Below are 24606 nucleotides of genomic sequence, written 5' to 3' on the forward strand. Positions count from 1 at the left end.
CTATAGTGACGCGCGGCGAAAATGATGATAAAGCCGCGCGCAACTGCGGAAGATCGCGGCATAGCCGCTCCGCTAATCAATTTTCTTTGAACTGCCGATGCCGCCCGCGAAGTCTTCCGGCTTACCGGGGTGAGTGCAGTTTGATTTCGGGATAAGGGACCATGTCCGTCATGGATGCCGTGACCATCACCAAGCCTGCCGCGCAGCCGCGCACGGAGCTTTCGCCGAAGCCATCGCTGATCGGCTTGAGCCGCGGGGAAATGGGCCAAGCGCTTAGCGAGAAGGGCGTTGCCGACAAGCAGATCAAGATGCGCGTCAGCCAGTTGTGGAACTGGATCTATGTGCGCGGCATCTCCGATTTCGATCAGATGGTGAATATCGCCAAGGACATGCGCGAGATGCTGAAGCAGCATTTCACGATCGCGCGTCCAGAGATTGTCGAAGAGCAGGTTTCCAATGACGGCACCCGCAAATGGCTGCTGCGCTTTCCGCCCCGCGGCGCCGGACGGCCCGTCGACATCGAGACGGTGTACATCCCGGAAGAGGGCCGCGGCACGCTCTGCATCTCCAGCCAGGTGGGCTGTACGCTCACCTGTTCCTTCTGTCATACCGGCACGCAGCGGCTGGTACGCAACCTGACAGCGGAAGAAATCCTCTCGCAGCTCCTGCTTGCCCGCGACCGGCTCGGCGATTTCCCGGACCGCGACGTGCCGGTCGGCGCCGTCGTGCCGTCGGAAGGCCGCAAGGTGAGCAACATCGTCATGATGGGCATGGGTGAGCCGCTCTACAATTTCGATGCCGTGAAGCAGGCCTTGCTGATCGCCACGGACGGCGACGGGCTTTCACTTTCGAAGCGCCGCGTCACGCTTTCCACCTCCGGCGTTGTGCCCGAGATTTTCCGCACCGGAGACGAGATTGGCGTCATGTTGGCGATCTCGCTGCATGCCGTGCGCGACGACCTGCGCGACATCCTGGTGCCGATCAACAAGAAGTATCCGCTGAAGGAATTGATCGACGCGTGCCGTGCTTATCCGGGCCTCTCCAACGCGCGTCGCATCACCTTCGAATATGTGATGCTGAAGGACGTCAACGACAGTCTGGAAGATGCCAAGGGGCTGATCCAGCTCTTGAAGGGCGTGCCTGCCAAGATCAACCTGATCCCGTTCAATCCCTGGCCTGGCACGAATTATCAGTGTTCTGACTGGGCGCAGATCGAGAAGTTTGCCGATTTCATCAATTCGGCGGGCTACGCGTCGCCGATCCGCACGCCACGCGGCCGCGACATCCTTGCCGCATGCGGCCAGCTCAAGTCGGAATCCGAGCGCATGCGCAAGACCGAGCGCCTGGCCTTCGAGGCGATGATGATCGCCAATCACGGCGCCGATGACTGATCAGCAAGTTTGATCCTTGCAGCAGTTCTTTGCGATTGATTGCGGCGTGCGGTTTTCTTAGAAGCCTTTCATCACCGATGGAGGACTCTCATGCGTTTGATCTCGCTCGCCGTCGCGGCGACTCTTGCCCTTACCTTGCCCGCCAAGGCTGACGACGTCACGGTCGCCGTGACCGCTATCGTCGAGCACCCGGCGCTCGATGCCGTGCGCAAGGGCGTCCAGGATACGCTTGCGGCGGCAGGCTACAAGGAAGGCGAGAACCTCACATTCCTCTTTGAATCCGCACAGGGAAATCCTGCTACGGCAGCGCAGATCGCCCGTCAGTTCGCAGGCGAGGATCCGAACATCATTGTGCCGATCTCCACGCCGTCGGCGCAGGCCGTGGTTTCCGCGACCCGCGACATTCCGGTGGTCTTCACCGCCGTTTCCGATCCGCTCGGCGCGCAACTCGTCAAGGATATGGACAAGCCTGGCGGAAATGTCACCGGCCTTTCCGATATGTCGCCGGTTGCCGAGCACGTCGCGCTGATCAAGGAAATCCTGCCGGAGGCCAAGACGGTTGGCTACCTCTACAATTCCGGGGAAGCGAATTCGGTGTCGCTGCTTGCAGTCCTGAAGGTTGAAGCGGAGAAGGCCGGCATGCGCGTCGTTGAATCGGCGGCAACCAAGTCTGCGGAGGTGCAGGGTGCAGCTCGCTCGCTCGTCGGCCGTGCCGATGCGATCTACGTGCCGACGGACAACACGATCATCTCGGCGCTGGAAGGCGCCGTTGCGGTCGCCGCAGAAAGCAAGCTGCCGCTCTTTACAGCAGATACCGATTCCGTCTCACGCGGCTCCGTCGCGGCACTCGGGTTCAACTATTACGACGTTGGCAAGCAGACCGGCGATGTCGTGGTCCGTGTCCTGAAGGGCGAAAATCCGGGTGATATCCCGGTCAAGGTCGCCGCCGGCAGCGATCTCGTCATCAACAAGGCCGCGGCTCAGAAAATGGGCGTTACGCTTCCAGAAAGCGTTCTCAAGCGGGCCAATCGCGTCATCGAATAACAAGCAGCTTTTGCCGCTATCGATATTGCGCTTAGCCGTTCCTGTTTCTAAACGGGAGCGGCTGATGATATTGATGCCCTTACGATTGGGCAGAACTGAAGAAAAGAAGGGCATATCGCCTTGAGTCAGATTGCATTTTGGGGAGCCGTTGAGCTGGGGCTGGTTTATGCCTTTGTCGCCCTCGGTGTCTATCTCGCGTTTCGCGTCCTCGATTTTCCGGATCTGACCGTCGACGGCTCCTTCCCGCTCGGTGCAGCGGTTACTGCGGTGTTGATTATTGCCGGCGTGAACCCTTGGCTTGCTGCGCTCCTTGCGATGGTCGCGGGGGCCGGCGCAGGCATCGTGACCGCGATGCTCAACGTCAGGTTCAAGATCTTGAACCTGCTTGCGTCGATCCTGACCATGATTGCGCTCTTCTCGGTCAATCTCCGCGTCATGGGCAAACCCAACGTCGCGCTGATCAATGCCGATACGATGATCAGCCCGTTCTTCGGTCTTGGTCTTCGCGACTTTTATGTCCGGCCGCTCTTTGTCGGTGTTCTCGTCATCATCGTGTTGATCGTGGTCTGGCGTTTCCTCGAGAGCGATGCCGGGCTTGCGATGCGAGCAACGGGTGCAAATGCACGGATGGCGCGGGCGCAGGGCGTCGATACGAGCAGGCAAATTTATCTTGGCATGGCGATGTCGAATGCTCTTGTCGCGCTTGGCGGCGCGCTCTTCGCGCAGACCAATGGCTTTGCCGATGTGACCTCTGGTGTCGGCACGATCGTGGTCGGCCTTGCCGCCGTGATCATCGGTGAGACGCTGCTGGGCCGCCGGGGGCTCCTGATTGCCCTCATCGGCTGTGTCTTCGGCTCGATCATCTACCGCATTGCCATTCAACTGGCGCTTTCGACCGATATAATGGGACTTCAGGCCTCGGATCTCAATTTCGTGACGGCGGTTCTCGTGACTATTGCGCTCATTCTTCCCCGTATTCGCCGCGGAGGAGCCGCATCGTGATCAGCGTCAAGGATGTCAAAGTCGTTTTCGGGAAGGGCACGCCGCTCGAGAAAAGGGCGCTAAATGGCGTCAGCCTGACGATTGAGCAAGGCTCCTTCGTGACTGTCATCGGCTCCAACGGCGCCGGCAAATCGACGCTGCTCGGCGTTCTTGCTGGCGACGTTCTGGCAAGCGAGGGGAAGGTGCTAATCGGCGACATCGACGTGACGCGCAAGCAGACCGCTCAGCGTGCGGGGCTTGTCGCACGCGTCTTCCAGGACCCGCTGACCGGAAGCTGCGGCTCCCTCTCGATCGAGGAGAATCTAGCTCTTGCCGCCCGGCGCGGCGAGCGGCGCGGATTGGTGGCGGCCCTCGGCCCGAGGCGCCGCGATCATTTCCGTGAACGGATCAGCGAACTGAACCTCGGCCTCGAAAATCGTATGGCTGATCGCATGGATTTGCTTTCCGGCGGTCAGCGGCAGGCGGTTTCGCTGGTCATGGCGACGCTTGCCGGTTCCGAGGTGCTGCTGCTCGACGAACATACGGCCGCACTTGATCCAGCCATGGCGGAATTTGTCATGAGTCTCACGGACAAGATTGTCTCGGAGCGCAAGCTGACCACGCTGATGGTGACCCATTCCATGCGCCAGGCGCTGGACTACGGACACCGCACCGTCATGCTGCATGGTGGCGAAATCGTGCTGGACGTCAGCGGTGACAGCCGCAAGGACCTGCAAGTCGAAGACCTGATCGCGATGTTCCGCAAGATGCGCGGACAGACGCTGGACGACGATGCACTACTGATCGGCTAGGGCAGGCGTGGTCAACGCGCCTGCGTAAAGAAGATCTTCACGGCGAAGATCGAGAAGACTCCCGCAAACGCGTAGTCCATTCCGCGCAGCACCTTCCTGTTTTTCTGTAGCCAGCCGGCGAGCCAGTCGGAGGCGAGAACCACAAAGGTGTTCACCGGCATACCGATCAGAATGAAGAAGAAACCGAGGAACAACAGCTTCTGTGTCACCGTCGGATCGCCGGCGCTTACAAACTGCGGCAGGAAGGTCATGAAGAAGATGATGACCTTGGGGTTCAGGAGATTGACCCAGAAGCCGACGGATATGTTGGAAAGCGGTGTGCCTTTGGCTTCGCCGACCTGCTCGACGGAAAGCTTCGAGCCAAAGCGGATTGCCTGAAGAGCCAGCCACAGAAGATAGGCGGCGCCTCCGGTCTTCAGAATCAAGAAGGCCATCGGCGAGGCGGTGATCAGCGCTGAGATACCGAAAGCAACCAGCATGGTATGAACCACGATGCCGAGGCTGGTGCCCAAGACGACGTAAAGCGCCGGCTTTTTGCCTTGAGAGAGTGCTCGGCTGATCGAGAGTGTCATATCCGGCCCTGGCGTTGCTGCGAGAAGCAGGCTGGCCGCCGTGAAGGCGAGAAGGGTTGCGATGCTCGGCACGAAATCCATGACACACTCTGAAAGCTGATAAGAGTTAGTGTTTTCTTATCCAGCTTTCAGAAAATTACAAATCAATCCTGATGATCCGCCTATCGCTTTTCTTCAAGGGAGGCCTTGAACCTGTCGGCATAGTCCTTGTGCCAGCGCGATAGCGGCGGGCGGTTCTCGATGATGTCGCCGATCGCCCAGGCCATGCGGCGCTCGTCAACCGGGCGGGCGACGTCGTTGTCCGGGCATAGGATATAGAAATCGCCGCGCTGCAGGCTTTCGATCATGAAGTCGACCGTCTGTTCCGGTGTCCAGGCGGCCGCGGGCTTTTCGGCGCTGTCACCCCTGGTGAGGCCGGTGAAAACGAAACCCGGGATCAGAAGATGGGCTGAGATCTTCGAGCCTTCGGTGTTGCGAAGCTCGTGCTCCAGTGCTTCGGTGAAAACCTTCACGCCTGCTTTCGAGATATTGTAGGCGGGATTGCCCGGAGGGGTCGTGATGCCCTGCTTGGAGCCGGTGTTGATGATGAGTCCGGGCTCGCCATGTGCCAGCATGCCCGGTCCGAAGACGCGCGTGCCATTGATGACGCCGAGGAGATTGACAGCCAGGATGCTGTCCCAATTCGCCTGAGCGCTGAAAATCGAGGTTTCCGGACCGATGCCGGCGTTGTTCATAAGGACATGGACGCGGCCGAAGCGCTGAACGACCGCCCGTTCGAGCGCTTCCAGCGACGTTTTGTCGGAAACATCCGCCGCAATTGCCATCACGCGCTCGTGGCCCGCAATGGCTTCGAGTTCGCCACGAGCCTTAGCCAGCCGCTCGCCGCCGAGATCGGCAATTGCGACCCTCATGCCGGCCTTGGCGAAATGCTTCGCCGCCGCAAGGCCGATACCGGATGCGCCGCCGGTGATCACGGCAACATTGGGCTTCTTGAGAATTTCCTGAATATTCATAGGACCGGCCTCCTCAACCATTGTTCGGACGCAGCCAGATATGGGTGTGCGTTTCGCACTGTCAAACTCCAAGCCCACACCGGCGGCGGCAATCCTGCCCTTGCGTCACGCGACAATCTCGCTAAAAGTGCCCGCGACACCGGGCTATGCGGGTTCGCCGCTGCCCATATGCAACGGACCTCATCATCATGGCATCCAAAAAAGACGTGAAAAAAGTCGTGCTCGCCTATTCCGGCGGCCTCGATACCTCGATCATCCTCAAGTGGCTGCAGACTGAACTCGGCGCCGAAGTAGTGACCTTCACCGCCGACCTGGGCCAGGGCGAAGAGCTGGGACCGGCGCGCAAGAAGGCCGAGATGCTCGGCATCAAGGAAATCTATGTCGAGGACGTGCGCGAAGAGTTCGTGAAGGATTTCGTCTTTCCGATGTTCCGCGCCAATGCCCTCTATGAGGGCGTCTACCTGCTCGGCACTTCGATCGCCCGGCCGCTGATCTCCAAGCACCTGATCGACATCGCCCGCAAGACCGGCGCCGATGCGATCGCCCATGGCGCAACCGGCAAGGGCAACGACCAGGTCCGTTTCGAGCTTTCCGCCTACGCGCTGAACCCGGACATCAAGATCATCGCGCCGTGGCGCGATTGGGCGTTCAAGAGCCGCACCGAGTTGCTCGCGTTTGCTGAACAGCACCAGATCCCGGTTGCCAAGGACAAGAAGGGCGAGGCACCGTTCTCCGTCGACGCCAACCTGCTGCACTCGTCATCCGAAGGCAAGGTCCTGGAAGATCCGGCGCAGGAAGCACCGGAATACGTGCACATGCGCACGATCTCGCCGGAAGCCGCGCCTGACAAGGCAACGGTCATCAAGGTTGGCTTCGAGAAGGGCGATGCGGTTTCGATCAACGGCGTTCGCATGACCCCTGCAACGCTTCTCGCCACGCTCAACACCTACGGCCGAGACAACGGCATCGGCCGCCTTGACCTTGTGGAGAACCGTTTCGTTGGCATGAAATCGCGTGGCGTCTATGAAACGCCCGGCGGCACGATCCTGCTTTCGGCACACCGTGCGATCGAATCCATCACGCTCGACCGCGGCGCAGCGCACCTCAAGGACGAGATGATGCCGCGTTACGCGGAGCTCATCTACTACGGCTTCTGGTTCTCGCCGGAACGCGAAATGCTGCAGGCCCTCATCGACAAGAGCCAGGAGCATGTCGAAGGCGAAGTGACGCTGAAGCTCTACAAGGGCAACGTCATGGTCATCGGCCGGGAGAGCCCGAAGTCGCTCTATTCCGACAAGCTGGTCACCTTCGAAGACGACCAGGGAGCCTACGATCAGAAGGACGCCGCGGGCTTCATCAAGCTGAACGCACTGCGCCTGCGCACACTCGGCAAGCGTAACCTCAAGAGCTAAGCATGTCATAGTATGCTTGACGAGAGGTCCGCCGGCAGCGCCGCGGGCCTCTTCTTTTTGAGTTGTGCGGCGCTTGACGGATTACCGGGTTAGCATAGTCTGCGGCTTTGACCCTTCGGAGCGTTTGACATGACGCAACCCCTGCTTGTCGGTGCCTTTCTGGCGGCTCTCTTTTATGTGCTCATTCCAGGTCCGGCGTTCCTTCAGCTTCTCGGCATTGGTGCTGGACAGGGACGAAAGGCTGGTGCCTTCTTCATGATGGGGCATCTCGTCGGCGATATTCTCTGGTCGGCGCTGGCGCTGGTTGCGATCGTCGGCGCAAGAACGATCGGCACCTTCGTCTTCGATCTGCTCGGCTTGCTCTGCGGCTTCTATCTCGCCTGGATCGGCTGGAGCGCGGTAACGGCGAAGCCGAAAGGTGACGGGCGGGCGTTGGTGATGGTCGAGCGGCCCTTCCGCCGTGGGCTGATTTTCGGCGTCACCAATCCGAAGGGTTATCCGGTAGCGCTTGCGACCTTCACGGCGTTGGTCGCAGGTTCGGCAGGCGCCCTCGATTTCGAGGCGTTGCCGCTGCTTCTCAGCGTATCCTTCGTAGGCTTCGTGACTGCCGATCTTATTCTTGTCGCCATTATCGGCGCAGGCGCTGTGCGGCGTTTCTACCGCGCGCATGAGCGGCTGATCGTCCTCTGTTCCGGCGTGCTCTTCATGGGATTTGCAGCCCAGGCGCTCTGGCACGCGACGCCAGGCCTGCTCGGATGGCGTAAGGCCTGAACGCGGTCAAACGTTCAAGAAATTCACGATGGATTTCAGTGTCTTCACGCTATCGGAATCGCCGATCGACATGGCGATCTGCAGCTGGTTTTCGTAATAATCGCGAAAATTGAATAGCGTGCCGTCGGTGATCCCGGTCAGGTCGATGACGTTACCCTGTGCATCGATGGCGTGCATCGGCAGCGGCTCGGAAATCGCCGCAAATGTGTCCTGATCGATCCCGCCGCCGTCGTAGCTTTGGCGCGCATGGTTTCGCAGCTCGCCCGGGCTCATTGCCGTAAAATCCGGGCCTTCGACACCACTGTCGTCGGTCCTGAATATCACTGAAGCGGCCGCTCCGGTGTCGATTCCAATCTCTTCGGTCTTCGAATTTTTTGCGTTGTTCTGGCTGTTCTTAAAAAGCAAACTCTGAGAAGACCGCACAGAAAAAATTTCCATGGCATATGTCCCCTGACGGAAAGAGTGGCTTGAGACTAGCGCCAGCGCGCGAGTCGCGTCAATCGTCAACGATTGGTTAATTCTTGTGTATCAATTCTTGTCGGTTAGATCTTACTGTGAAAGGTAAAAAGTGAATTTCGCCAGCGGCATACCAATGCCGCGATGCCTTGCCTATATTGCCGTTTCAGCCCTCTGCATAAAGGACGTCAGCATGCCATCCACACAAGATTTCAACACGGCTCTCGTCAACTGGAATGGGCTTCATGGCCTGCCGCGCTTCGACGCGTTGAACGATGGCGATTTTGCTGCCGCTTTTGATGCTGCTTTCGCATCCCATGATGTGGAGATCGATGCGATCGCCGGAAACGTGGAAGAGCCCACATTCGAGAATACGATCGTCGCGCTCGAGCTTGCAGGCGATGAGCTTTCGCGTGTTTCGGCGCTGTTCTGGAACCGCGCGGGCGCGCATACGAACGATACGATCCAAGCGCTGGAGCGCGATATCTCGCCGAAAATGTCGCGCCACTATTCCAAGATCGGAATGAACGCTGCGCTTTTTGCGCGTATCGATGCGCTCTGGGAGAAGCGGGAACGTCTCGGTCTGACACTCGAGCAGACGCGTGTGCTAGAGCGGCATTGGAAAAGCTTCGTGAAATCCGGTGCCAAGCTGCCGAAGGGGGAGCAGGAAAAGCTCGCGACAATCAACGAAAAGCTCGCAGGCCTGAGCACGCAGTTCGGACAGAACGTGCTTGCCGACGAGAAGAACTGGTCGCTGATCCTCTCCGAAGGACCGGAGCTCGCGGGCATTCCGGATTTCCTGAAGGACGCCATGGCGGCGGCGGCGCGCGAGCGCGGTAAAGAGGGGAAGTTTGCGGTCACTCTGTCGCGCTCGATTATCGAACCGTTCCTGACCTTTTCCGAGCGGCGCGACCTGCGCGAGCAGGCTTTCAAGGCATGGGTTGCCCGCGGCGAGAACGAGGGCGAGACGGACAATCGCGGCATCATCCGCGAGACGCTGGCGCTTCGCGGCGAAGTCGCGAAGCTTCTCGGATACGCCAATTTCGCGGAATTGAAGCTCGACAATACGATGGCAAAGACGCCGGCCGCTGTTAACGGTCTGCTGCGCGCCGTGTGGGCAAGGGCTGTCAAACGGGCGCATGACGAAGAGGCGGATATTGCCAGACTGATTGCCGAGGACGGCAAGAACCACGAGGTCATGCCTTGGGATTGGCGCTATTATGCCGAAAAGATCAGGGCGCAGAGGTTCAATTTTTCCGAAGCCGAGCTGAAGCCCTATCTGCAACTCGAAAAAATCATCGATGCCTGTTTTGACGTCGCCGGCCGTCTCTTCGGCATTCGTGCCGTCGAAAAGAAGGGCATTGCCGCCTATCATCCGGATGTGCGCGTCTTCGAAATTCGTGATAGCGAAGATAAGCTGGTTGCGCTTTTCCTGGGCGACTATTTTGCCCGCAGTTCCAAGCGCTCCGGCGCCTGGATGAGCGCGTTCCAATCTCAGCACAAACTCACAATGAAGAATGCACGCCAGGGCGAACTGCCGATCATCTACAATGTGTGCAATTTCGCAAAACCGGCCGAGGGTAAGCCGGCACTGCTTTCGCTGGACGATGCGCGCACGCTTTTCCATGAATTCGGCCACGCGCTTCATGGCATGCTTTCGAATGTGACCTATCCGACCGTGTCGGGCACGGCCGTTTCGCGCGACTTCGTGGAGCTGCCATCGCAGCTTTACGAGCATTGGCTGACGGTTCCTGCGATCCTCAAGCAATATGCCGTGCATTTCGAAACCGGCGAATCCATGCCGCAGGCACTGCTCGACAAGGTGCTTGCGGCGCGCACCTTCAATGCCGGGTTCAACACGGTCGAGTTCACCTCCTCGGCGATTGTCGACATGGAGTTCCACACGCGCGACACTGTGGAAGACCCGATGGCGGTGCAAAAGCAGGTGCTTGCCGAACTCGGGATGCCGAAGTCTCTCGTGATGCGCCATGCCTCGCCGCACTTCCAGCACATCTTCTCCGGGGGTTATATGGCAGGCTATTACTCCTACATGTGGTCTGAAGTGCTTGATGCCGATGCCTTCGCGGCTTTCGAGGAATCAGGTGACGCCTTCAACAGTGAGATGGCGCGGAAGCTCAAGGACAACATCTATTCCAGCGGAGGGTCGATCGATCCGGAAGACGCCTACAGGGGATTCCGCGGCAAGCTGCCGACCCCGGATGCGATGCTCGTCAAGAAGGGCCTCGCCACGTTCGAGGAGCTGTCGGGCAGCGATGCCTGAGATGATCCTTTAACAAAACTGTCGCCGAAGTTTCGGAAAACCGTCATGTCATCTTCAAGAGACTGACATGACGGCTGCTCTAGGCTTGTTGCGGGAGATTCGTTCCCGCTCTCGAAGCAAGCCGGATGAGCCATGGCATGAAATTGACGGACACGACGCGCCGCCGCTTCCTCTCTTCGATCGGCGCAGTCGGTGGCTTTGCGGCAGCCAGCCTCGTGATGCCATATTACGCGCGCGGCTCTTCGAGCCGCCCGATCTTCACGTCAGGCGTTCAATCCGGTGATGTAGACGTAACGTCAGGCATGATATGGACGCGTGTCGATCGGCCGTCGCGGCTCTTTATCGAATATTCGACGAGCGACAAATTCGCGAATGCTGTCAGACTGGCTCCGATCGACGTCACAGCGGAGACCGATCTTGCGGGCAAACTGCTGCTGCAGGACCTGCCGCCGGACCAGGACATCTTCTACAGGTTTACGGCCGCCGACCTACAGGACATCAACAGCACCTCCGAACGAATTCACGGTCAGTTCCGCACCGCCCCTACCAACAAGCGGACGATCCGCTTCGCATGGTCAGGCGATACGGCGGGGCAGGGTTGGGGGATCGATGACGACGGTATGCGCACCTATCAGACGATCGCCTATCACCGCCCCGATTTCATGATCCATTCCGGCGATACGATCTATGCCGACAATCCGATGCCGGACGAGATCAGGTTGCGCGACGGCGGGCTCTGGAAGAACAGGATCGTGACTGAGGAAAAGCGCGACATCGCGCAGACACTCGATCAGTTTCGCGGACAGTGGAAATACAATCTGCTCGATGAGCACGTGAGGGAACTGAACGCCGTCTGTCCGATCTTCTATCAATGGGACGACCATGAGGTCCTGAACAACTGGTCGCCTTCGACCGATCTTCGCGGGGACAATCGCTATAAGGAAAAGTCCGTTTCAACGCTGGCAGCGCGGGCAAGCCGCGCCTTCCATGAGATGACGCCCATCCGCTACATTGCCGCTGAACCCGGGCGCTTCTACCGCAAAGTCTCATATGGTCCGCTACTCGATATCTTCTTTGTCGATTTGCGATCCTATCGGGGGCCGAACGACGATGGGCGGCTGGATCAGACCCTGACGGTGAAATCCCGCCTCCTTGGCGAGACGCAAGTGGCGTGGCTGAAGCGCGAACTGGCGCGCTCGGCTGCAACATGGAAGGTGATTGCCTGCGATATGCCGGTCGGACTGGTCATCTGGGATGATTATGGAAAACGCCAAGGCAGCGAGTCCTTCTCCAACGGCGACAACGGAACTCCGCTCGGGCGAGAGGTGGAATTTGCCGATCTGCTGCGTTTCATCCGTGACGCGGCAATCTCGAACATCGTCTGGCTGACGGCCGATGTTCACTACACGGCGGCGCATTATTATGATCCGGCCAAGGCGAAATTCCGCGAATTTCTGCCGTTCTGGGAATTCGTTTCCGGGCCGCTGCATTCGGGAACCTACGGCCCGCAGGAATTCGACATGACCTTCGGCCCTGAAGCGCGCTTCATCAAAGCAGCCCCCGGCGGTGCAGACTCCAACCTGCCGCCGTCCGCCGGACTTCAATTCTTCGGACTGGTCGAGATCGACGGGCAGACCGAGCAGATGACCGTGCGGCTGATGGACAGAAACGATACCGAGCTCTGGCGGACGGTCATCGACCCGCAACGCATGAGCTAAACGGTTGCATGGCTCCGATCCGCCCTCCCCCCTTTCGCAAACGCGAAAAACACTGTAAGAGCGCGCCAAACGTAATTGGCGCATTCTCTTGAACGTAGCGCCTCAGCCTCAGAGATTTGAAAACATATGGCACTTCGCAACATCGCGATCATCGCGCACGTTGACCATGGCAAGACGACCTTGGTGGACGAACTCCTGAAGCAGTCCGGCTCGTTCCGCGAGAACCAGCGCGTTGCAGAGCGTGTGATGGACTCCAACGACCTCGAAAAGGAGCGCGGCATCACCATTCTCGCGAAGGCGACGTCGGTGGAATGGAAAGGTGTCCGCATCAACATCGTCGACACCCCCGGCCACGCCGACTTCGGCGGTGAAGTCGAGCGCATTCTCTCGATGGTGGACGGCGCGATCGTTCTGGTCGACTCGTCCGAAGGCCCGATGCCGCAGACAAAGTTCGTCGTCTCGAAAGCCCTGAAGGTCGGCCTTCGCCCGATTGTCGCGATCAACAAGATCGACCGTCCTGATGGCCGCCACGAAGAAGTCATCAACGAAGTGTTCGACCTCTTTGCAAACCTCGACGCGACTGACGAACAGCTCGATTTTCCGATCCTTTACGGTTCTGGCCGTGATGGCTGGATGAACGTCAACCCGGAAGGCCCGAAGGACCAAGGTCTCGCACCGCTGCTCGACCTCGTGCTCGAGCATGTTCCGGAACCGACAGTCCACGAAGGTCCGTTCACGATGATCGGTACGATCCTCGAGGCTAACCCCTTCCTCGGCCGTATCATCACTGGCCGCATCAATTCCGGCTCGATCAAGCCGAACCAGGCCGTCAAGGTTCTGAGCCAGGATGGCAAGCTGATTGAAAACGGCCGTATCTCGAAGATCCTCGCTTTCCGCGGCATCGAGCGCACGTCGATCGAAGAAGCGCATGCAGGCGACATCGTCGCGATTGCCGGTCTCTCCAAGGGCACGGTTGCCGATACCTTCTGCGATCCCTCGGTTACCCAGGCGCTCACCGCACAGCCGATCGATCCGCCGACTGTCACCATGTCCTTCATCGTGAACGATAGTCCGCTGGCTGGGACCGAAGGCGACAAGGTGACCTCGCGCGTCATTCGCGACCGTCTCTACAAGGAAGCCGAAGGCAACGTCGCGCTGAAAATTGAAGAAGCAGAAGGCAAGGATTCCTTCTACGTGTCCGGTCGTGGCGAATTGCAGCTCGCCGTTCTGATCGAAACGATGCGCCGCGAAGGCTTCGAACTGGCCGTGTCGCGTCCGCGCGTGGTCATGCATCGCGATGAGAACGACCAGCTGATGGAGCCGATCGAAGAAGTCGTCATCGACGTCGATGAAGAGCATTCCGGCGTCGTCGTGCAGAAGATGTCCGAGCGCAAGGCCGAAATGGCCGAGCTCAGGCCTTCTGGCGGTAACCGTCTTCGCCTGGTGTTCAACGCGCCGACGCGGGGCCTGATCGGCTACCAGTCGGAACTCCTGACCGACACGCGCGGCACAGCCGTGATGAACCGTCTGTTCAAGGAATATCAGCCGTTCAAGGGTGAAATCGGCGGCCGTACCAACGGCGTTCTGCTCGCCAACGCTCCGGGCGAAGCTGTTGCCTATGCCATGTTCAACCTGGAAGATCGCGGCCCGATGATGATCGAGCCGGGCGAAAAGGTCTACATGGGCATGATCATCGGCATTCATTCCCGCGACAACGATCTTGAAGTCAACGTTCTCAAGGGCAAGCAGCTGACCAACATCCGCGCTGCCGGCAAGGACGAAGCCGTCAAGCTGACGCCGCCGATCCGCATGACGCTCGACCGCGCCTTGTCCTGGATCCAGGACGACGAGCTGATGGAAGTGACGCCGAAGTCAATCCGCCTGCGCAAGATGTATCTCGACGCAAACGATCGCAAGCGCTTCAGCAAGGCAAAGATGGCCTGAGCCATCCAGACACCTTGAAGGCTTTAAACCCCGGCTATTGTGCCGGGGTTTTTTATTGTGTTCTGCGTCGAATCCGGCTTGTCGCAATAGTTAAAAAAGCGTTAAATTTTGCTCATCGTCCACATGTTAAGTCTGTGGGCAAACGGCCGAAACGCATGATCGCGTATGGTTAATTGCCTGCTGGAAGACCAGAGTAAGCGTTATGAAGACGTTGTCGATCGATGTCCGGCGGGCGGAACCGCATGATGCTCAGGCCATCTCCGAGGTGCATCGCCTCGCTTGGCAGCACACCTATGCCGGGATCATTCCGCATCGTGCCTTGACGCACATGATCGAACGCCGCGGCGAGAACTGGTGGCGCAAGGCAACCCGCGGTCCGGCAACGCTTCTCGTTCTTGACGTCGCCGGGACGGTCGCAGGCTATGCCACACTCGGCCTCAATCGCGCCCGCGCACTGCCGCAGGAAGGCGAGATCTACGAACTTTATCTTCGTCCTGAGTATCAGGGCATCGGTCTTGGGCGCATGCTTTTCGGCGAGGCGAGGCGGCTTCTGAAGTCACTCGGCTGCAAAGGCCTCGTAGTCTGGTGCCTTGAGGAAAACGAGAACGCCAGCCATTTCTATCGCGGCCATGGCGGCGTCGACTTCTGCGAAGGAATGGAGAGCTTCGACCACAAGCAGTTGAAGAAAATCGGCTTCATCTGGAACTGAAAAGCACAGCCTTCAACTTTTCGAAACAGTGCTGCATCGCCTTGAACTGACTGGCGAAATCGGCCGCTTGTCCTTCAATATTTCAAGCTGTATCTGGAACATCACGAACGCGCCGTGTTGCGTTGCGGCATAAAACGGACTATTTGGCTGCGAACAATTCATTTTGTGGGAGTTTTGCATGCGAATCGACGCCATTTCCATCGGCAAGAATCCTCCGGAAGATGTCAACGTCATCGTTGAAGTTCCGGTCGGCGGTCACCCCATCAAGTATGAAATGGACAAGGAAGCCGGCACGCTGGTCGTCGACCGCTTCCTCTATACGCCGATGACCTATCCGGGCAATTACGGCTTCGTGCCGCATACGCTTTCGGAAGACGGCGATCCGATCGATGTCCTGATCGCCAGCACGCGTCCGTTGGTTCCAGGCTGTGTCATCAATGTCCGCCCGATCGGCGTTCTGAAAATGGAAGACAATTCGGGCAAGGACGAGAAGATCATCGCCGTTCCTTCGCCGGCGCTTACATTGCGCTACGAGAAGGTGAAGGACTACACCGACCTTCCGGAGATCACGCTGAAGCAGATCGAGCACTTTTTCGCGCACTACAAGGACCTGGAGCCCGGCAAGTGGGTGAAGATTTTCGGCTGGGGCGATTCAAAGGAAGCCGGTCAGCTCATCCTCGAAGCCGTTGAGCGTGCCACGAAGGCAACATAAGCCGTTACGGCTTCAGAAGCTTTTCGAGCCTTTCCATCAACTCCTTCGGGTCGCCATCGATCCGGAGGATTTTTTTGCGCGATGTATCGCCTGAAACCAATTGGATCGAGGATTTCGGGATGCAGAGCGCTTTGGACAGAAGCGCGATGAGCGCCTTGTTGGCTTTTCCTTTTTCAGGGATCGCGGTGACACGGACTTTAATGTGGCACGCGCCTTCGGCATCGGCCTCGAAGCCATCGATCGCGTCGCGCCCGCCATTCGGTGTCAACCGAACGGCGAGGCGTATATGATCATCGAAAATCTTCCCGGCGGAATTCACGCCACCAGCGGGAAGAGAGTGTTCCACATCAGCGAGCGGAGGAAGAAGATGATGAGCAGAAGAATGATCGGCGAGATGTCGATACCACCAAGATTCGGCAGCAGCCGGCGAATCGGACGCAGTAGCGGCTCGGTCACATTGTAGAGGAACATGCCGACCGAATTGACGAACTGGTTGCTGGAATTGATGACGTTGAAGGCGTAAAGCCAGGAGAAAATGGCACTCGCAATTAGCACCCAGGTGTAAAGATTCAAAGCCAAATCAATGGTTTGAAATAGGGCAATCATCTTGGTCTCCAGTTCGTTTCTGACAGACATGTAGCCATTGGGCGCCAAACGGGCAAGTGCCGCGTGAAAACCTGCGGCGAATCATGCTTGGCGGGCGTGTCCGATCATGCGTCCGGCTTTTTCGCAGCAGAAAACGAACAGTGCAATGGGAAAGCAGCGGCGCGTGGCCTCGAGCGGACTTCTGAGCACCTATGCGGACAGTGCAGCTACAGAGCCCGGTACGGCCTTTGCCGTCTTGCCTTCGAAGACGATATCGAGAAATTCGGTCAGCCAGGCCTTGAGCGGCGCATCGAAGAGCATGCGGCCTTCCAGATGCTCCCGGCCCTGCTGTGCATTCGGAAGAATGAAGCGATGAGCGCCGTGGACGACCCAGCGGTGCATCATCACGCGGGTGAGCTCGGCGTGGAACTGCAGCGCCCAGGCGTTGCCGTTGTAGCGGAAGGCCTGGTTCGGATAGGTATCGCCTTCTGCGAGCAGATCGGCGCCGTGCGGCAGATCGAAGCCCTCGCGATGGAAATGGTAGACCATCTTCGGCCAGTGCATCAACAAGCGGCCCTTTTCGGTCGGGCGGAGCGGATACCAGCCGATTTCGGTCGAGCCGTCGGCATTCGGCTGCACCTTGCCGCCAAGGTGGCGCACCAGCATCTGCGCGCCAAGGCAGATGCCGAGGAACGGGCGATTTTCCTTGAGTGGAATGTCCAGCCAGTTGACTTCGGTTTTCACGAAGTCGTCCGGATCGTTTGCGCTCATCGGCCCGCCGAAGACGACCGTTCCGGCGTGGTTTTCAAGCGTGGTGGGCAGCTTATCGCCCAGAACCGGGCGGCGGATGTCGAGGCTGTAGCCCTTGTCGACCAGAAGCTGACCTACTCGGCCGGGGCTGGAGCGTTCCTGATGCAGGACGATCAGGATAGGGCGCTTGTCGCGCTTGATGGGACGGTCAATCGACATCGTCTTGCACCACCACCGTATCGGTCACGCGTGCGGCTGCCTCCTGACGTTTCCGGATGCGCTCGCGGGAGGAGACGCCGAGCAGATCGGCGATCCGCCAGATGACGTGATCCTCCATCTCGCTGCGTTCGCCGTCGGCATAGACGATGTCCCAGAGAATGCCGATGAGTTCCAGCCGCTGCTCGGTATCGAGATGGCGTTTCAGGTCGGACGTGAAGCGGTAATAGTCGACGGCGCTGCTCTCGGCTTCCTGGCCGGCGGCGATCAAGGCATCCAGCTGCTTTCCGTCGAGCCCGTATTGCTCCTTGAGCAGTTTGCGGAGCCGCTTCTTTTCGCTGTCCTTGACCTTCCCATCCGCCTCCATCACCTGCATGCAGAGAGCGGCAACGGCGATGCGGGGATCGTCAGGGCTAAAACCCTTCTTGGGATTGTTTGCAGCGAGATTTTGGAAGAATGCCTGAAAACGTTCGAACATGCAGATTTCGTTCCATTCAGAAAAGGCGGAGTCGTGTCTTGGGTTCTGGTTCCGCCTTTGTGTTGCGAACGCCAGGGTCATCCGGCATTCCATAAAAGGGTTTCGGTTCTGGCTGCGCGGTAACCGGCTCTGGCTGCTTGGCGACCGGCGCGGGCGAGACAGACTTCGGAGCAGGAGCCGGTCGGGCGGCCTCGGCAATCGTTGCGGCGCGCTCCAGCTCGATGATTCGGTGATCGTTGGCCGAACTTTCGGGCCGTGTTTCGCGAACGGGCGGCAAAGTCCGCAGCGCGGCGTCGATCGAGATGGTGGGTCGTTCCTCGACCGGCCCTTCGAGCTGACCGAAAGGCGCCTTCCATTCGAAGACGTCGAGACGGCCGGTGATGGGTGAGACGGGCAGCCATTTGTCGGAAACGAAGCCGTCGGCGACCCAGGCCGGGTCACGCGGCGCCTTGAGCGCCTGTGCCAGCCAGTGGCGTACACGGCCCTGGTCGCCAGTTTCGGCCTCTTCGATGTCGGCAAGCAGCAGGAAGGCGGCTTCACGCGGCTGCATGCGGGCGGCAGCTTCCGCCTTCGCGCGGGCCTTCGCAAAGTGCTGCGCATCGAGCGCCGCCTGCGCGACCACGAGCAGGGACTCGACGTTGTTGGGACGCAGGGCCTCCAACTTTTCGGCGCGTTTCAGGCGATCAACGGAGGAATCGCCGCTTCGAGCGAGCACATAAGTGCGGCCGATCTCGGGATGCGGTCCGGCTTTCCATGACTGCTCGAGGATCGAGGCGGCCTTGCGCAGTTTATCTTCCCGGAAAAGTGCCTTGGCGGCGATGATGGCGGCCGGTTCGAAGTCGGCAATGAGCTTCAGCGCATGCATCGCGTCGTCACGGGCACCGGCCGGATCGCTTTCCAGCTTGTCGTCAGCGCGAGCGGTCAGCAGCACGCCGCGCAGACGGTCCGCATCCTGCTTTTCGACGACACGTGCGGCCTTCTGTTGCTCAAGAAGCCGGATGGCGTCGTCCCAGCGGCCGGACTGGCTGCGGTATTCGAGCGTAGCCTGTGCCGCCCAGGGCAGATAGGGGGCGTTGTCGGCTGCCTTCTCGGCATATTGGCGCGCGGCCTCGTTGGCGCCGAGGCGTTTGGCTTCTAGATAGAGCCCGCGAAGGCCGAGTTCACGCGTTTCCGGATCGTTGGCCATCGCTTCGAACTTGGCGCGCGCTTCGTCATGCCGGCCTTCGATCAGGGCAGCCTGTGCCTCGAGCAGGTTGATCAGCGGCTCCTGATCGGCACGGATGAGGCCTCGGGAACGGGCTGCCATCTTGCGGGCAAGCAGGGCATTGCCGGCGCCGGCGGCGATAAGGCCGGTCGAGAGCGCCTGATAACCGCGATCGCGCTTGCGGGCGCGAAAATAGCGTCTCACAGAATGAGGCGACGTCCAGACCGTGCGGATCAGCCACCAGGCGATCATGACAACGGCGATCAGTGCGATAAGGCCGCTTGCCGCGACGATCAGCTTTGCCTGATAAAGCCGGCCTTCCCACACCAGCGACAGATCGCCCGGGCGATCGGCAAGCCAGGAGAAACCATAGCCGAGAACGACGACGAGGGCGACGAAGACGACGAGACGGATCATCGATCAACCCTCCTTGCCGGCGCCGGAAATGGCCTTGGAGAGCGCACCACCCACCAGTTCCTCGACACGGATGCGGGCTTCCAACGATTGCTTGAAAGCGGCGGAAGCCTGCTTTGCGTTCGCGGGCAGATCGTTCCATTCGTTGGCAGCGCCCGGCAGGTCGCCGTTCTTCACCTTGTCTTCTATGCGGGCGGCAATCGCCTCGACGCTTTCGCCCTCGATATTGCCGACAGGGCGCACGGTAACGAGCGACTTGGCGCTCGCCATCAGCCGGTCCGACCAGCTCTGGTTCGGATCCGATTGGGTGACGGATTGGATGACGGCGGTCGCGACGTCGGGAACCTGACGGATCAGTTCGGCGCGCGAGGGTACGCCGGTTTCGGCGAAATTGCGTAGATCGGCGACTGCGGGGTCGTCCGGCGAAACGCCGGCGAAAGTATCGAGTTCGGCCATGAAAGGTCCGCCGCGGTCGATCGCTGCCTTGAGTGCCGCAGCGGCGATCGCCTGCGCAACCGCAACATCCTGGCGTGGTTCGTTGAGCTTCTTCTCGGCTTCCTCCAGGCGCTTGACAATGTCGGCGCCGTTCGACGCCCGCTCTTCGGAGGATTGAGAGAGAGATGTGCGCACCTGTTCCAGCTGCGCGGCCAAATCCGCGACCTTCTGGTTCAGCGCATCGACTGCCGCTGTGTCTGCTGGCCCCGTGACGGCAGGCGTCTTTGCCGCCGCCTCGAGAGCAGATAGTCGCTTGTCGAGCGCGTCGTCGCTGGTATTCGGCGCTGCGGCCAAGTTCGCGATGGATTGCTTGAGGCCGTCGATTTCAGCCGAAAGGTTGGCCGTTTCATCCAGCGCGGTTTGGGGTGCTGAAGACGTCGGAAGGTAGCCGGCATATTGGATAACGCCAGCACCCAGCAGGGCAACGAGGCCGCCGAAAATGCCCGCAGCGATCTGACCCGACGTCGTTCCGCCGCGCGGCGGCTGCCGGATCGGCTCCGGGTCGGCTGTCGTTTCCGGCTGACTGGACTCCTCGGAGGCGGCGGCGGGCTCGGCCGTCTCCTCGGCCGATGGTTCCTTTTGCGGATCGACGGATGCCTCCAGGTCGGCTGTCGCATTGTCTGCGTCGGGAGCGTCGGCTTCAGGGCCGTTCTCTTCGGATTTCTTGTCGGTATCGGCTGCTGCCGCAATTTCCTGCGCTTCCAGATCGATCGTGACCGGCTCGTCGGTGTTTTTCGAATGACGTGGCGGATTTCCCGATACCATGCGTATCCTCATTTTCCTGCATCGCAACGAAACTAGTCAGTGATGCCAGTTATGAAAAGAGGTTAGATCAAATTTGAGCGGCTAAAGCCTTCAAAGAAGCGACAGAAGGCTTGTCTCATCCGGTAATGCTGCAATGCGAAGATTTCTGCCGAGCGATGCCGGAACAGCTGCCGCGACGGCTTTGCTGAGACAAAGAATGAGCGCCTGATTGATCCAGGCGGGTTCCGATTGGGTTCCGGCGAGACTGAAAAAACGCTCCGCGGTCTGGCGGGAATAGAGGAGAACGGCCTCTGGCGGCGGGATCAGCGCTTTTAGCAGGGCGTCCGGATCAGGTTCTGCCGGCAGCATCCGATAGCACTCGACGATATCGACCTTCAGTCCAAGTGCTTGTGCCTTGAGCTCAAACGTTTCCGCACGTGGCGAACCGGCAAGATAGGTGACCGGTTCCCGTATTTGCCCTGCGATCAGCTCCGCCAGTTGCGCGCCATCGCCCGCCGACGCCAGGACCGAAGCAAATCCGATCGCTTTGGCTGCGTTTGCGCTCGCTTTGCCAACGGCGAACACCGGCCGGAGGCGATAAGGCTTGACGTCTGTTCCTGACGATGAGAGCGCATGGACAGCCTCCGTGCTTGTGATGGCGATAGGACCGTCGCTCCTCGCCAGCGCATCCATCGCGGCCTTGCCATCATGCATGGGCTGCGAAAGCGGCAGCAAGACGGGCTCATGTCCCATATCGCGTAAGGTTTTGGCGGTTCGTTCCCCCGAATGCTTCGGACGGGTAACCAGCACGCGCATGCTGCATCAGCTCCAGTCGTCGAAGAAGCTGCTGCCGGCGCGGGCGCGAATGTCCTGGCCGGCGCGGGTGCCATGTGCTGCGGCATCGCGGCGATGGCCGTCGATGGTCACCGAATGCTGGTTGCGGCCGTCCGGGGTGATGATCAGGCCGGAGAACCTGATCTGATCGCCTTCGCAGATCGCGTAGCCGCCGATCGGCGTGCGGCAAGAGCCGTCGAGGGCAGCAAGGAAAGCGCGTTCGCAGGAGACGGCATCGTAGGTGACCGGGTCATTGATCGTTGCAAGCAGATCGTCGATCCGCTGATCGCCGATGCGGCTTTCAATGCAGATAGCACCCTGCGCGGGCGCGGGCGGGAAAGTATCGGGGTCGAGGATGTCGGTAATCACGTCCACCTTACCGAGACGCTTCAGGCCCGCGAGCGCGAGCAGCGTCGCATCGACCTGGCCTTCGTCCAGCTTGCGCAGACGGGTTTCCACCGCGCCCCGGAAGGTTACGACCTTGATATCAGGCCGCATACGGCGGATCAGGGCCTGACGGCGCAGTGATGCCGACCCGACCGTCGCACCGTGCGGCAACTCGATCAGTTTCGGCGCCGTGCGGCCGATTACCGCATCGCGGATGTCTTCCCGCGGCAGATAGGCCGAGAGATAGAGCCCTTCCGGCAACACCGTTGGCATGTCCTTGGCGGAATGGACGGCGAAATCGAGATCGCCGCTGGCAAGCTTTTCTTCCAGCTCCTGAGTGAAAAGACCCTTGCCGCCAATCTCGGCAAGCGAACGATCCGTGATGCGGTCGCCTTTCGTCGTCAGCACAACGATTTCGAACATTTCCTCCGGCATTCCGTGCGCTGCCATCAGCCTGTCGCGCGCTTCGTGGGCCTGAGCAAGGGCCAGCGGGCTGCCCCGCGTGCCAATCCGGAAAGGTTTTGTTTGCATCCGCTTTGATCCGTTGTTACCGGAAGTTCTCGTAACCGGGTTTCGCACCCATCGCAATCAACGACAGGCTTCATGGCTCCCTTTCTACGCATCCTCGGCATCGAAACAAGCTGCGACGAGACTGCCGCGGCTGTGGTCGAGCGCGATGCGGACGGGCGCTCGAAGGTGCTTTCCGACGTCGTCTTGAGCCAGTTGGACGAGCATAGCGCCTATGGCGGCGTGGTACCAGAGATAGCCGCGCGCGCTCATGTCGAGGCGCTCGATACGCTGATCGACGAGGCGTTGCAGCGCGCCAATGTGTCGCTCTCCGACGTCGATGCGATTGCCGCCACCTCCGGGCCGGGATTGATCGGTGGGCTGCTCGTCGGATTGATGACGGGCAAAGCGATCGCCAAGGCCACCGGCAAGCCGCTTTATGCCGTGAACCATCTCGAAGGCCATGCGCTGACGGCCCGGTTGACGGACGGGCTCTCCTTTCCTTATCTCATGCTGCTCGTGTCCGGCGGCCATACGCAGCTCATCCTCGTGCGCGGCATTGGCCAATACGAACGCTGGGGAACGACGATCGACGATGCGCTCGGCGAGGCCTTTGATAAGACCGCGAAGCTGCTCGGGCTGCCTTATCCGGGCGGGCCACAGGTGGAAGAGGCGGCGAAGAACGGCAATCCGGACCGCTTTGATTTCCCGCGGCCGCTCGTCGGTGAAACGCGGCTCGATTTCTCCTTTTCGGGCTTGAAGACGGCGGTCCGGCAGGCAGCAACGGATATCGCGCCGCTCACGGATCAGGATGTCGCCGATATATGCGCCTCGTTCCAGAAGGCGATTTCGAGAACGCTGAGAGATCGCATCGGCCGTGGATTGCAGCGGTTTAAGGCGGAATTCCCGCAGCTGAACAGGAAGCCGGCCTTGGTCGTTGCGGGCGGCGTCGCCGCCAATCTGGAAGTGCGTGGTACGCTGCAGGCCCTCTGCGACAAACACGGCTTCCGATTCATCGCGCCGCCGCTGAGATTGTGCACCGACAATGCGGTGATGATTGCCTGGGCAGGGCTCGAGCGCATGGCGACGGGCGTTGCGCCGGATGACCTCGATGTGCAACCGCGGTCGCGCTGGCCGCTGGATTCGAATGCGGAAGCGCTGGTTCACTACGGAAAGCGGGGGGCAAAGGCATGAGCGAACAGATTGCCGTCGTTGGCGCAGGCGCTTTCGGAACGGCGCTTGCCTCCGTCGTTGCGCTCACCGGCCGCAACCAGGTCACTCTTGTCGGCCGTAATCCCTCGCTGATTGCCGACCTGAAGGCCGAACGGCTGCATGATGCGGTTCTCCCGGGCATCGAGCTGCCGGACGCTCTGGAGTTTTCGGCAGAGCCTGATTCAATCGGCGATGCGGATATCGTGCTTTTTGCCATGCCGTCGCAGGCGCAGGCGGATGCCGCCCGGCAGTACGGCGCTCATCTCGCTAAGGACGCGATCGTCGTAACATGTGCCAAGGGCATCGAGCGGGCGACCGGCAACTTGTTGACCGACATGCTGGAGCGCGAATTGCCGCAGCATCGCGTCGCAGTGCTTTCAGGGCCAGGTTTTGCGGCTGATATTGCCAAAGGGTTGCCGACCGCTATGGTACTTGCGGCATCGGAGGTGGCTGTTGCCGAGCGGCTGGCTCAGGCGATTTCGGGCAGAACCTTCCGGCTCTATCCGTCGTCCGACCGTATCGGCGTGCAGCTTGGTGGTGCGCTGAAGAATGTATTGGCGATCGCCTGTGGTATCGTCGAAGGCTGCGGCATTGGCGATTCTGCGCGTGCGGCGCTGATTGCGCGCGGGCTGGCGGAGATGTCGCGCCTCATCGTCGCCAAGGGCGGGCAGGCCGATACGGCGCGCGGGCTTTCCGGGCTTGGCGATCTCGTCTTGACTGCGACGAGCCATCAGTCGCGCAATCTGCGCTTCGGTATTGCGCTCGGCCGTGGCGAAAAGGCCGATCCTTTGCAAGGCGAGTTGGTGGAAGGTGCATTTGCCGCCGCCGTCGCCTCGCGGCTGGCGGAAGAGCTCGGCATCGCGATGCCGATCACGGACGCCGTCTCTGCGATCATCGAAGGCAAACTCGGCATCACCGAGGCCATCGAGCAATTGATGACACGTCCGATCACGACCGAATAGGA

Annotated in this window: 24 protein-coding genes; 13 read left to right on the forward strand and 11 right to left on the reverse strand. The window is 60.0% G+C overall.

Features of this window, described 5'->3' with window-relative positions; all coding sequences use genetic code 11:
- The first annotated feature begins 161 nt into the window (after positions 1-161).
- The 4 genes from rlmN (at position 162) to BN1800_RS18090 (ending at position 4228) form a co-directional block, all read left to right on the forward strand.
- Positions 162-1391, forward strand: coding sequence for a dual-specificity RNA methyltransferase RlmN (rlmN, locus tag BN1800_RS18075; RefSeq protein WP_027511746.1), 1230 nt, complete (start codon positions 162-164; stop codon positions 1389-1391).
- Positions 1392-1481: 90 nt separating this feature from the next.
- Positions 1482-2435, forward strand: a complete 954-nt coding sequence (locus BN1800_RS18080) for an ABC transporter substrate-binding protein (RefSeq protein WP_086999900.1) — start codon at positions 1482-1484, stop codon at positions 2433-2435.
- A 120-nt stretch (positions 2436-2555) separates the two neighbouring features.
- The gene (locus BN1800_RS18085) at positions 2556-3437 is read left to right on the forward strand and encodes an ABC transporter permease (RefSeq protein WP_027511744.1); all 882 of its coding nucleotides are present in this window, start codon (positions 2556-2558) and stop codon (positions 3435-3437) included.
- A complete protein-coding gene (locus BN1800_RS18090) occupies positions 3434-4228 on the forward strand; it encodes an ABC transporter ATP-binding protein (protein WP_027511743.1) in 795 nt (264 codons plus the stop codon). Before BN1800_RS18085 ends, BN1800_RS18090 begins: the two co-directional genes overlap by 4 nt.
- 11 nt (positions 4229-4239) lie before the next feature.
- Here the strand turns inward: BN1800_RS18090 and BN1800_RS18095 are convergent, their stop codons facing one another.
- Positions 4240-4881 carry a LysE family translocator gene (locus tag BN1800_RS18095; RefSeq protein WP_086999902.1) on the reverse strand — a complete coding sequence of 214 codons (642 nt, stop codon included), beginning with the start codon at positions 4879-4881 and terminating at the stop codon, positions 4240-4242.
- An 80-nt stretch (positions 4882-4961) separates the two neighbouring features.
- Positions 4962-5813 carry an SDR family NAD(P)-dependent oxidoreductase gene (locus tag BN1800_RS18100; protein ID WP_425299037.1) on the reverse strand — a complete coding sequence of 284 codons (852 nt, stop codon included), beginning with the start codon at positions 5811-5813 and terminating at the stop codon, positions 4962-4964.
- Between the two features lie 188 nt (positions 5814-6001).
- Here BN1800_RS18100 and BN1800_RS18105 point away from each other — a divergent pair, with 188 nt between their 5' ends.
- Complete coding sequence (locus tag BN1800_RS18105; protein ID WP_027511740.1) at positions 6002-7225, forward strand: argininosuccinate synthase; 1224 nt, start codon at positions 6002-6004, stop codon at positions 7223-7225.
- A gap of 129 nt (positions 7226-7354) precedes the next feature.
- Positions 7355-7996, forward strand: a complete 642-nt coding sequence (locus BN1800_RS18110; RefSeq protein WP_086999906.1) for a LysE family translocator — start codon at positions 7355-7357, stop codon at positions 7994-7996.
- Between the two features lie 6 nt (positions 7997-8002).
- Here the strand turns inward: BN1800_RS18110 and BN1800_RS18115 are convergent, their stop codons facing one another.
- Entirely contained in the window at positions 8003-8434 is a 432-nt protein-coding gene (locus BN1800_RS18115) for a hypothetical protein (protein WP_086999908.1), read from the reverse strand.
- A gap of 211 nt (positions 8435-8645) precedes the next feature.
- Between BN1800_RS18115 and BN1800_RS18120 the strand changes: the two genes are divergently transcribed.
- From BN1800_RS18120 to ppa, 5 genes are all read left to right on the forward strand, one after another.
- The gene (locus BN1800_RS18120) at positions 8646-10733 is read left to right on the forward strand and encodes a M3 family metallopeptidase (RefSeq protein ID WP_086999982.1); all 2088 of its coding nucleotides are present in this window, start codon (positions 8646-8648) and stop codon (positions 10731-10733) included.
- 137 nt (positions 10734-10870) lie between these two features.
- Entirely contained in the window at positions 10871-12451 is a 1581-nt protein-coding gene (locus BN1800_RS18125; RefSeq protein WP_027511736.1) for an alkaline phosphatase D family protein, read from the forward strand.
- A 126-nt stretch (positions 12452-12577) separates the two neighbouring features.
- Entirely contained in the window at positions 12578-14395 is a 1818-nt protein-coding gene (gene typA, locus BN1800_RS18130) for a translational GTPase TypA (RefSeq protein ID WP_027511735.1), read from the forward strand.
- A 202-nt stretch (positions 14396-14597) separates the two neighbouring features.
- On the forward strand, positions 14598-15104 hold the full coding sequence (locus BN1800_RS18135) for a GNAT family N-acetyltransferase (protein ID WP_027511734.1): 507 nt from the start codon (positions 14598-14600) through the stop codon (positions 15102-15104).
- A 178-nt stretch (positions 15105-15282) separates the two neighbouring features.
- Positions 15283-15816 (forward strand): inorganic diphosphatase, encoded by a 534-nt coding sequence (ppa, locus tag BN1800_RS18140; protein ID WP_086999910.1) that lies wholly within the window; start codon positions 15283-15285, stop codon positions 15814-15816.
- A gap of 4 nt (positions 15817-15820) precedes the next feature.
- Here ppa and BN1800_RS18145 read toward each other — a convergent pair whose 3' ends face one another.
- The 8 genes from BN1800_RS18145 to hemC all read right to left on the reverse strand — a co-directional run bounded on the left by BN1800_RS18145 (position 15821) and on the right by hemC (position 22454).
- Positions 15821-16135 carry a DUF167 domain-containing protein gene (locus BN1800_RS18145; protein WP_027511732.1) on the reverse strand — a complete coding sequence of 105 codons (315 nt, stop codon included), beginning with the start codon at positions 16133-16135 and terminating at the stop codon, positions 15821-15823.
- Entirely contained in the window at positions 16132-16422 is a 291-nt protein-coding gene (locus BN1800_RS18150; RefSeq protein WP_027511731.1) for a YggT family protein, read from the reverse strand. The genes BN1800_RS18145 and BN1800_RS18150 overlap by 4 nt, the downstream gene beginning before the upstream one ends.
- Positions 16423-16611: 189 nt before the next feature.
- Entirely contained in the window at positions 16612-17370 is a 759-nt protein-coding gene (locus tag BN1800_RS18155) for a glutamine amidotransferase (protein WP_086999912.1), read from the reverse strand.
- Positions 17360-17845 carry a tellurite resistance TerB family protein gene (locus BN1800_RS18160; protein WP_027511729.1) on the reverse strand — a complete coding sequence of 162 codons (486 nt, stop codon included), beginning with the start codon at positions 17843-17845 and terminating at the stop codon, positions 17360-17362. The genes BN1800_RS18155 and BN1800_RS18160 overlap by 11 nt, the downstream gene beginning before the upstream one ends.
- 16 nt (positions 17846-17861) lie before the next feature.
- Positions 17862-19466: a heme biosynthesis protein HemY gene (locus BN1800_RS18165; RefSeq protein ID WP_027511728.1), complete on the reverse strand. Its 1605-nt coding sequence runs from the start codon at positions 19464-19466 to the stop codon at positions 17862-17864.
- Between the two features lie 3 nt (positions 19467-19469).
- Entirely contained in the window at positions 19470-20723 is a 1254-nt protein-coding gene (locus BN1800_RS18170) for a COG4223 family protein (RefSeq protein ID WP_086999914.1), read from the reverse strand.
- A 90-nt stretch (positions 20724-20813) separates the two neighbouring features.
- Positions 20814-21518 carry a uroporphyrinogen-III synthase gene (locus BN1800_RS18175; protein ID WP_086999916.1) on the reverse strand — a complete coding sequence of 235 codons (705 nt, stop codon included), beginning with the start codon at positions 21516-21518 and terminating at the stop codon, positions 20814-20816.
- A gap of 6 nt (positions 21519-21524) precedes the next feature.
- Complete coding sequence (hemC, locus tag BN1800_RS18180; RefSeq protein WP_086999918.1) at positions 21525-22454, reverse strand: hydroxymethylbilane synthase; 930 nt, start codon at positions 22452-22454, stop codon at positions 21525-21527.
- Positions 22455-22526: 72 nt separating this feature from the next.
- On the opposite strand from hemC, the gene tsaD reads away from it, so the two are divergent.
- A complete protein-coding gene (tsaD, locus tag BN1800_RS18185; RefSeq protein ID WP_086999920.1) occupies positions 22527-23624 on the forward strand; it encodes a tRNA (adenosine(37)-N6)-threonylcarbamoyltransferase complex transferase subunit TsaD in 1098 nt (365 codons plus the stop codon).
- A complete protein-coding gene (locus tag BN1800_RS18190; protein ID WP_086999922.1) occupies positions 23621-24604 on the forward strand; it encodes an NAD(P)H-dependent glycerol-3-phosphate dehydrogenase in 984 nt (327 codons plus the stop codon). Before tsaD ends, BN1800_RS18190 begins: the two co-directional genes overlap by 4 nt.
- The last annotated feature ends 2 nt before the right edge of the window (positions 24605-24606 follow it).

Origin of the sequence: Rhizobium sullae, from assembly GCF_900169785.1 — a bacterium.
GTDB lineage: Bacteria > Pseudomonadota > Alphaproteobacteria > Rhizobiales > Rhizobiaceae > Rhizobium > Rhizobium sullae.

Coding starts and splice junctions, on each gene's coding strand:
- rlmN (WP_027511746.1), top strand. CDS start 162: ATGTCCGTCATGGATGCCGTGACCATCACCAAGCCTGCCGCGCAGCCG.
- BN1800_RS18080 (WP_086999900.1), top strand. CDS start 1,482: ATGCGTTTGATCTCGCTCGCCGTCGCGGCGACTCTTGCCCTTACCTTG.
- BN1800_RS18095 (WP_086999902.1), bottom strand. CDS start 4,881: ATGGATTTCGTGCCGAGCATCGCAACCCTTCTCGCCTTCACGGCGGCC.
- BN1800_RS18100 (WP_425299037.1), bottom strand. CDS start 5,813: ATGAATATTCAGGAAATTCTCAAGAAGCCCAATGTTGCCGTGATCACC.
- BN1800_RS18105 (WP_027511740.1), top strand. CDS start 6,002: ATGGCATCCAAAAAAGACGTGAAAAAAGTCGTGCTCGCCTATTCCGGC.
- BN1800_RS18110 (WP_086999906.1), top strand. CDS start 7,355: ATGACGCAACCCCTGCTTGTCGGTGCCTTTCTGGCGGCTCTCTTTTAT.
- BN1800_RS18115 (WP_086999908.1), bottom strand. CDS start 8,434: ATGGAAATTTTTTCTGTGCGGTCTTCTCAGAGTTTGCTTTTTAAGAAC.
- BN1800_RS18120 (WP_086999982.1), top strand. CDS start 8,646: ATGCCATCCACACAAGATTTCAACACGGCTCTCGTCAACTGGAATGGG.
- BN1800_RS18125 (WP_027511736.1), top strand. CDS start 10,871: ATGAAATTGACGGACACGACGCGCCGCCGCTTCCTCTCTTCGATCGGC.
- typA (WP_027511735.1), top strand. CDS start 12,578: ATGGCACTTCGCAACATCGCGATCATCGCGCACGTTGACCATGGCAAG.
- BN1800_RS18135 (WP_027511734.1), top strand. CDS start 14,598: ATGAAGACGTTGTCGATCGATGTCCGGCGGGCGGAACCGCATGATGCT.
- ppa (WP_086999910.1), top strand. CDS start 15,283: ATGCGAATCGACGCCATTTCCATCGGCAAGAATCCTCCGGAAGATGTC.
- BN1800_RS18150 (WP_027511731.1), bottom strand. CDS start 16,422: ATGATTGCCCTATTTCAAACCATTGATTTGGCTTTGAATCTTTACACC.
- BN1800_RS18155 (WP_086999912.1), bottom strand. CDS start 17,370: ATGTCGATTGACCGTCCCATCAAGCGCGACAAGCGCCCTATCCTGATC.
- BN1800_RS18160 (WP_027511729.1), bottom strand. CDS start 17,845: ATGTTCGAACGTTTTCAGGCATTCTTCCAAAATCTCGCTGCAAACAAT.
- BN1800_RS18165 (WP_027511728.1), bottom strand. CDS start 19,466: ATGATCCGTCTCGTCGTCTTCGTCGCCCTCGTCGTCGTTCTCGGCTAT.
- BN1800_RS18170 (WP_086999914.1), bottom strand. CDS start 20,723: ATGGTATCGGGAAATCCGCCACGTCATTCGAAAAACACCGACGAGCCG.
- BN1800_RS18175 (WP_086999916.1), bottom strand. CDS start 21,518: ATGCGCGTGCTGGTTACCCGTCCGAAGCATTCGGGGGAACGAACCGCC.
- hemC (WP_086999918.1), bottom strand. CDS start 22,454: ATGCAAACAAAACCTTTCCGGATTGGCACGCGGGGCAGCCCGCTGGCC.
- tsaD (WP_086999920.1), top strand. CDS start 22,527: ATGGCTCCCTTTCTACGCATCCTCGGCATCGAAACAAGCTGCGACGAG.
- BN1800_RS18190 (WP_086999922.1), top strand. CDS start 23,621: ATGAGCGAACAGATTGCCGTCGTTGGCGCAGGCGCTTTCGGAACGGCG.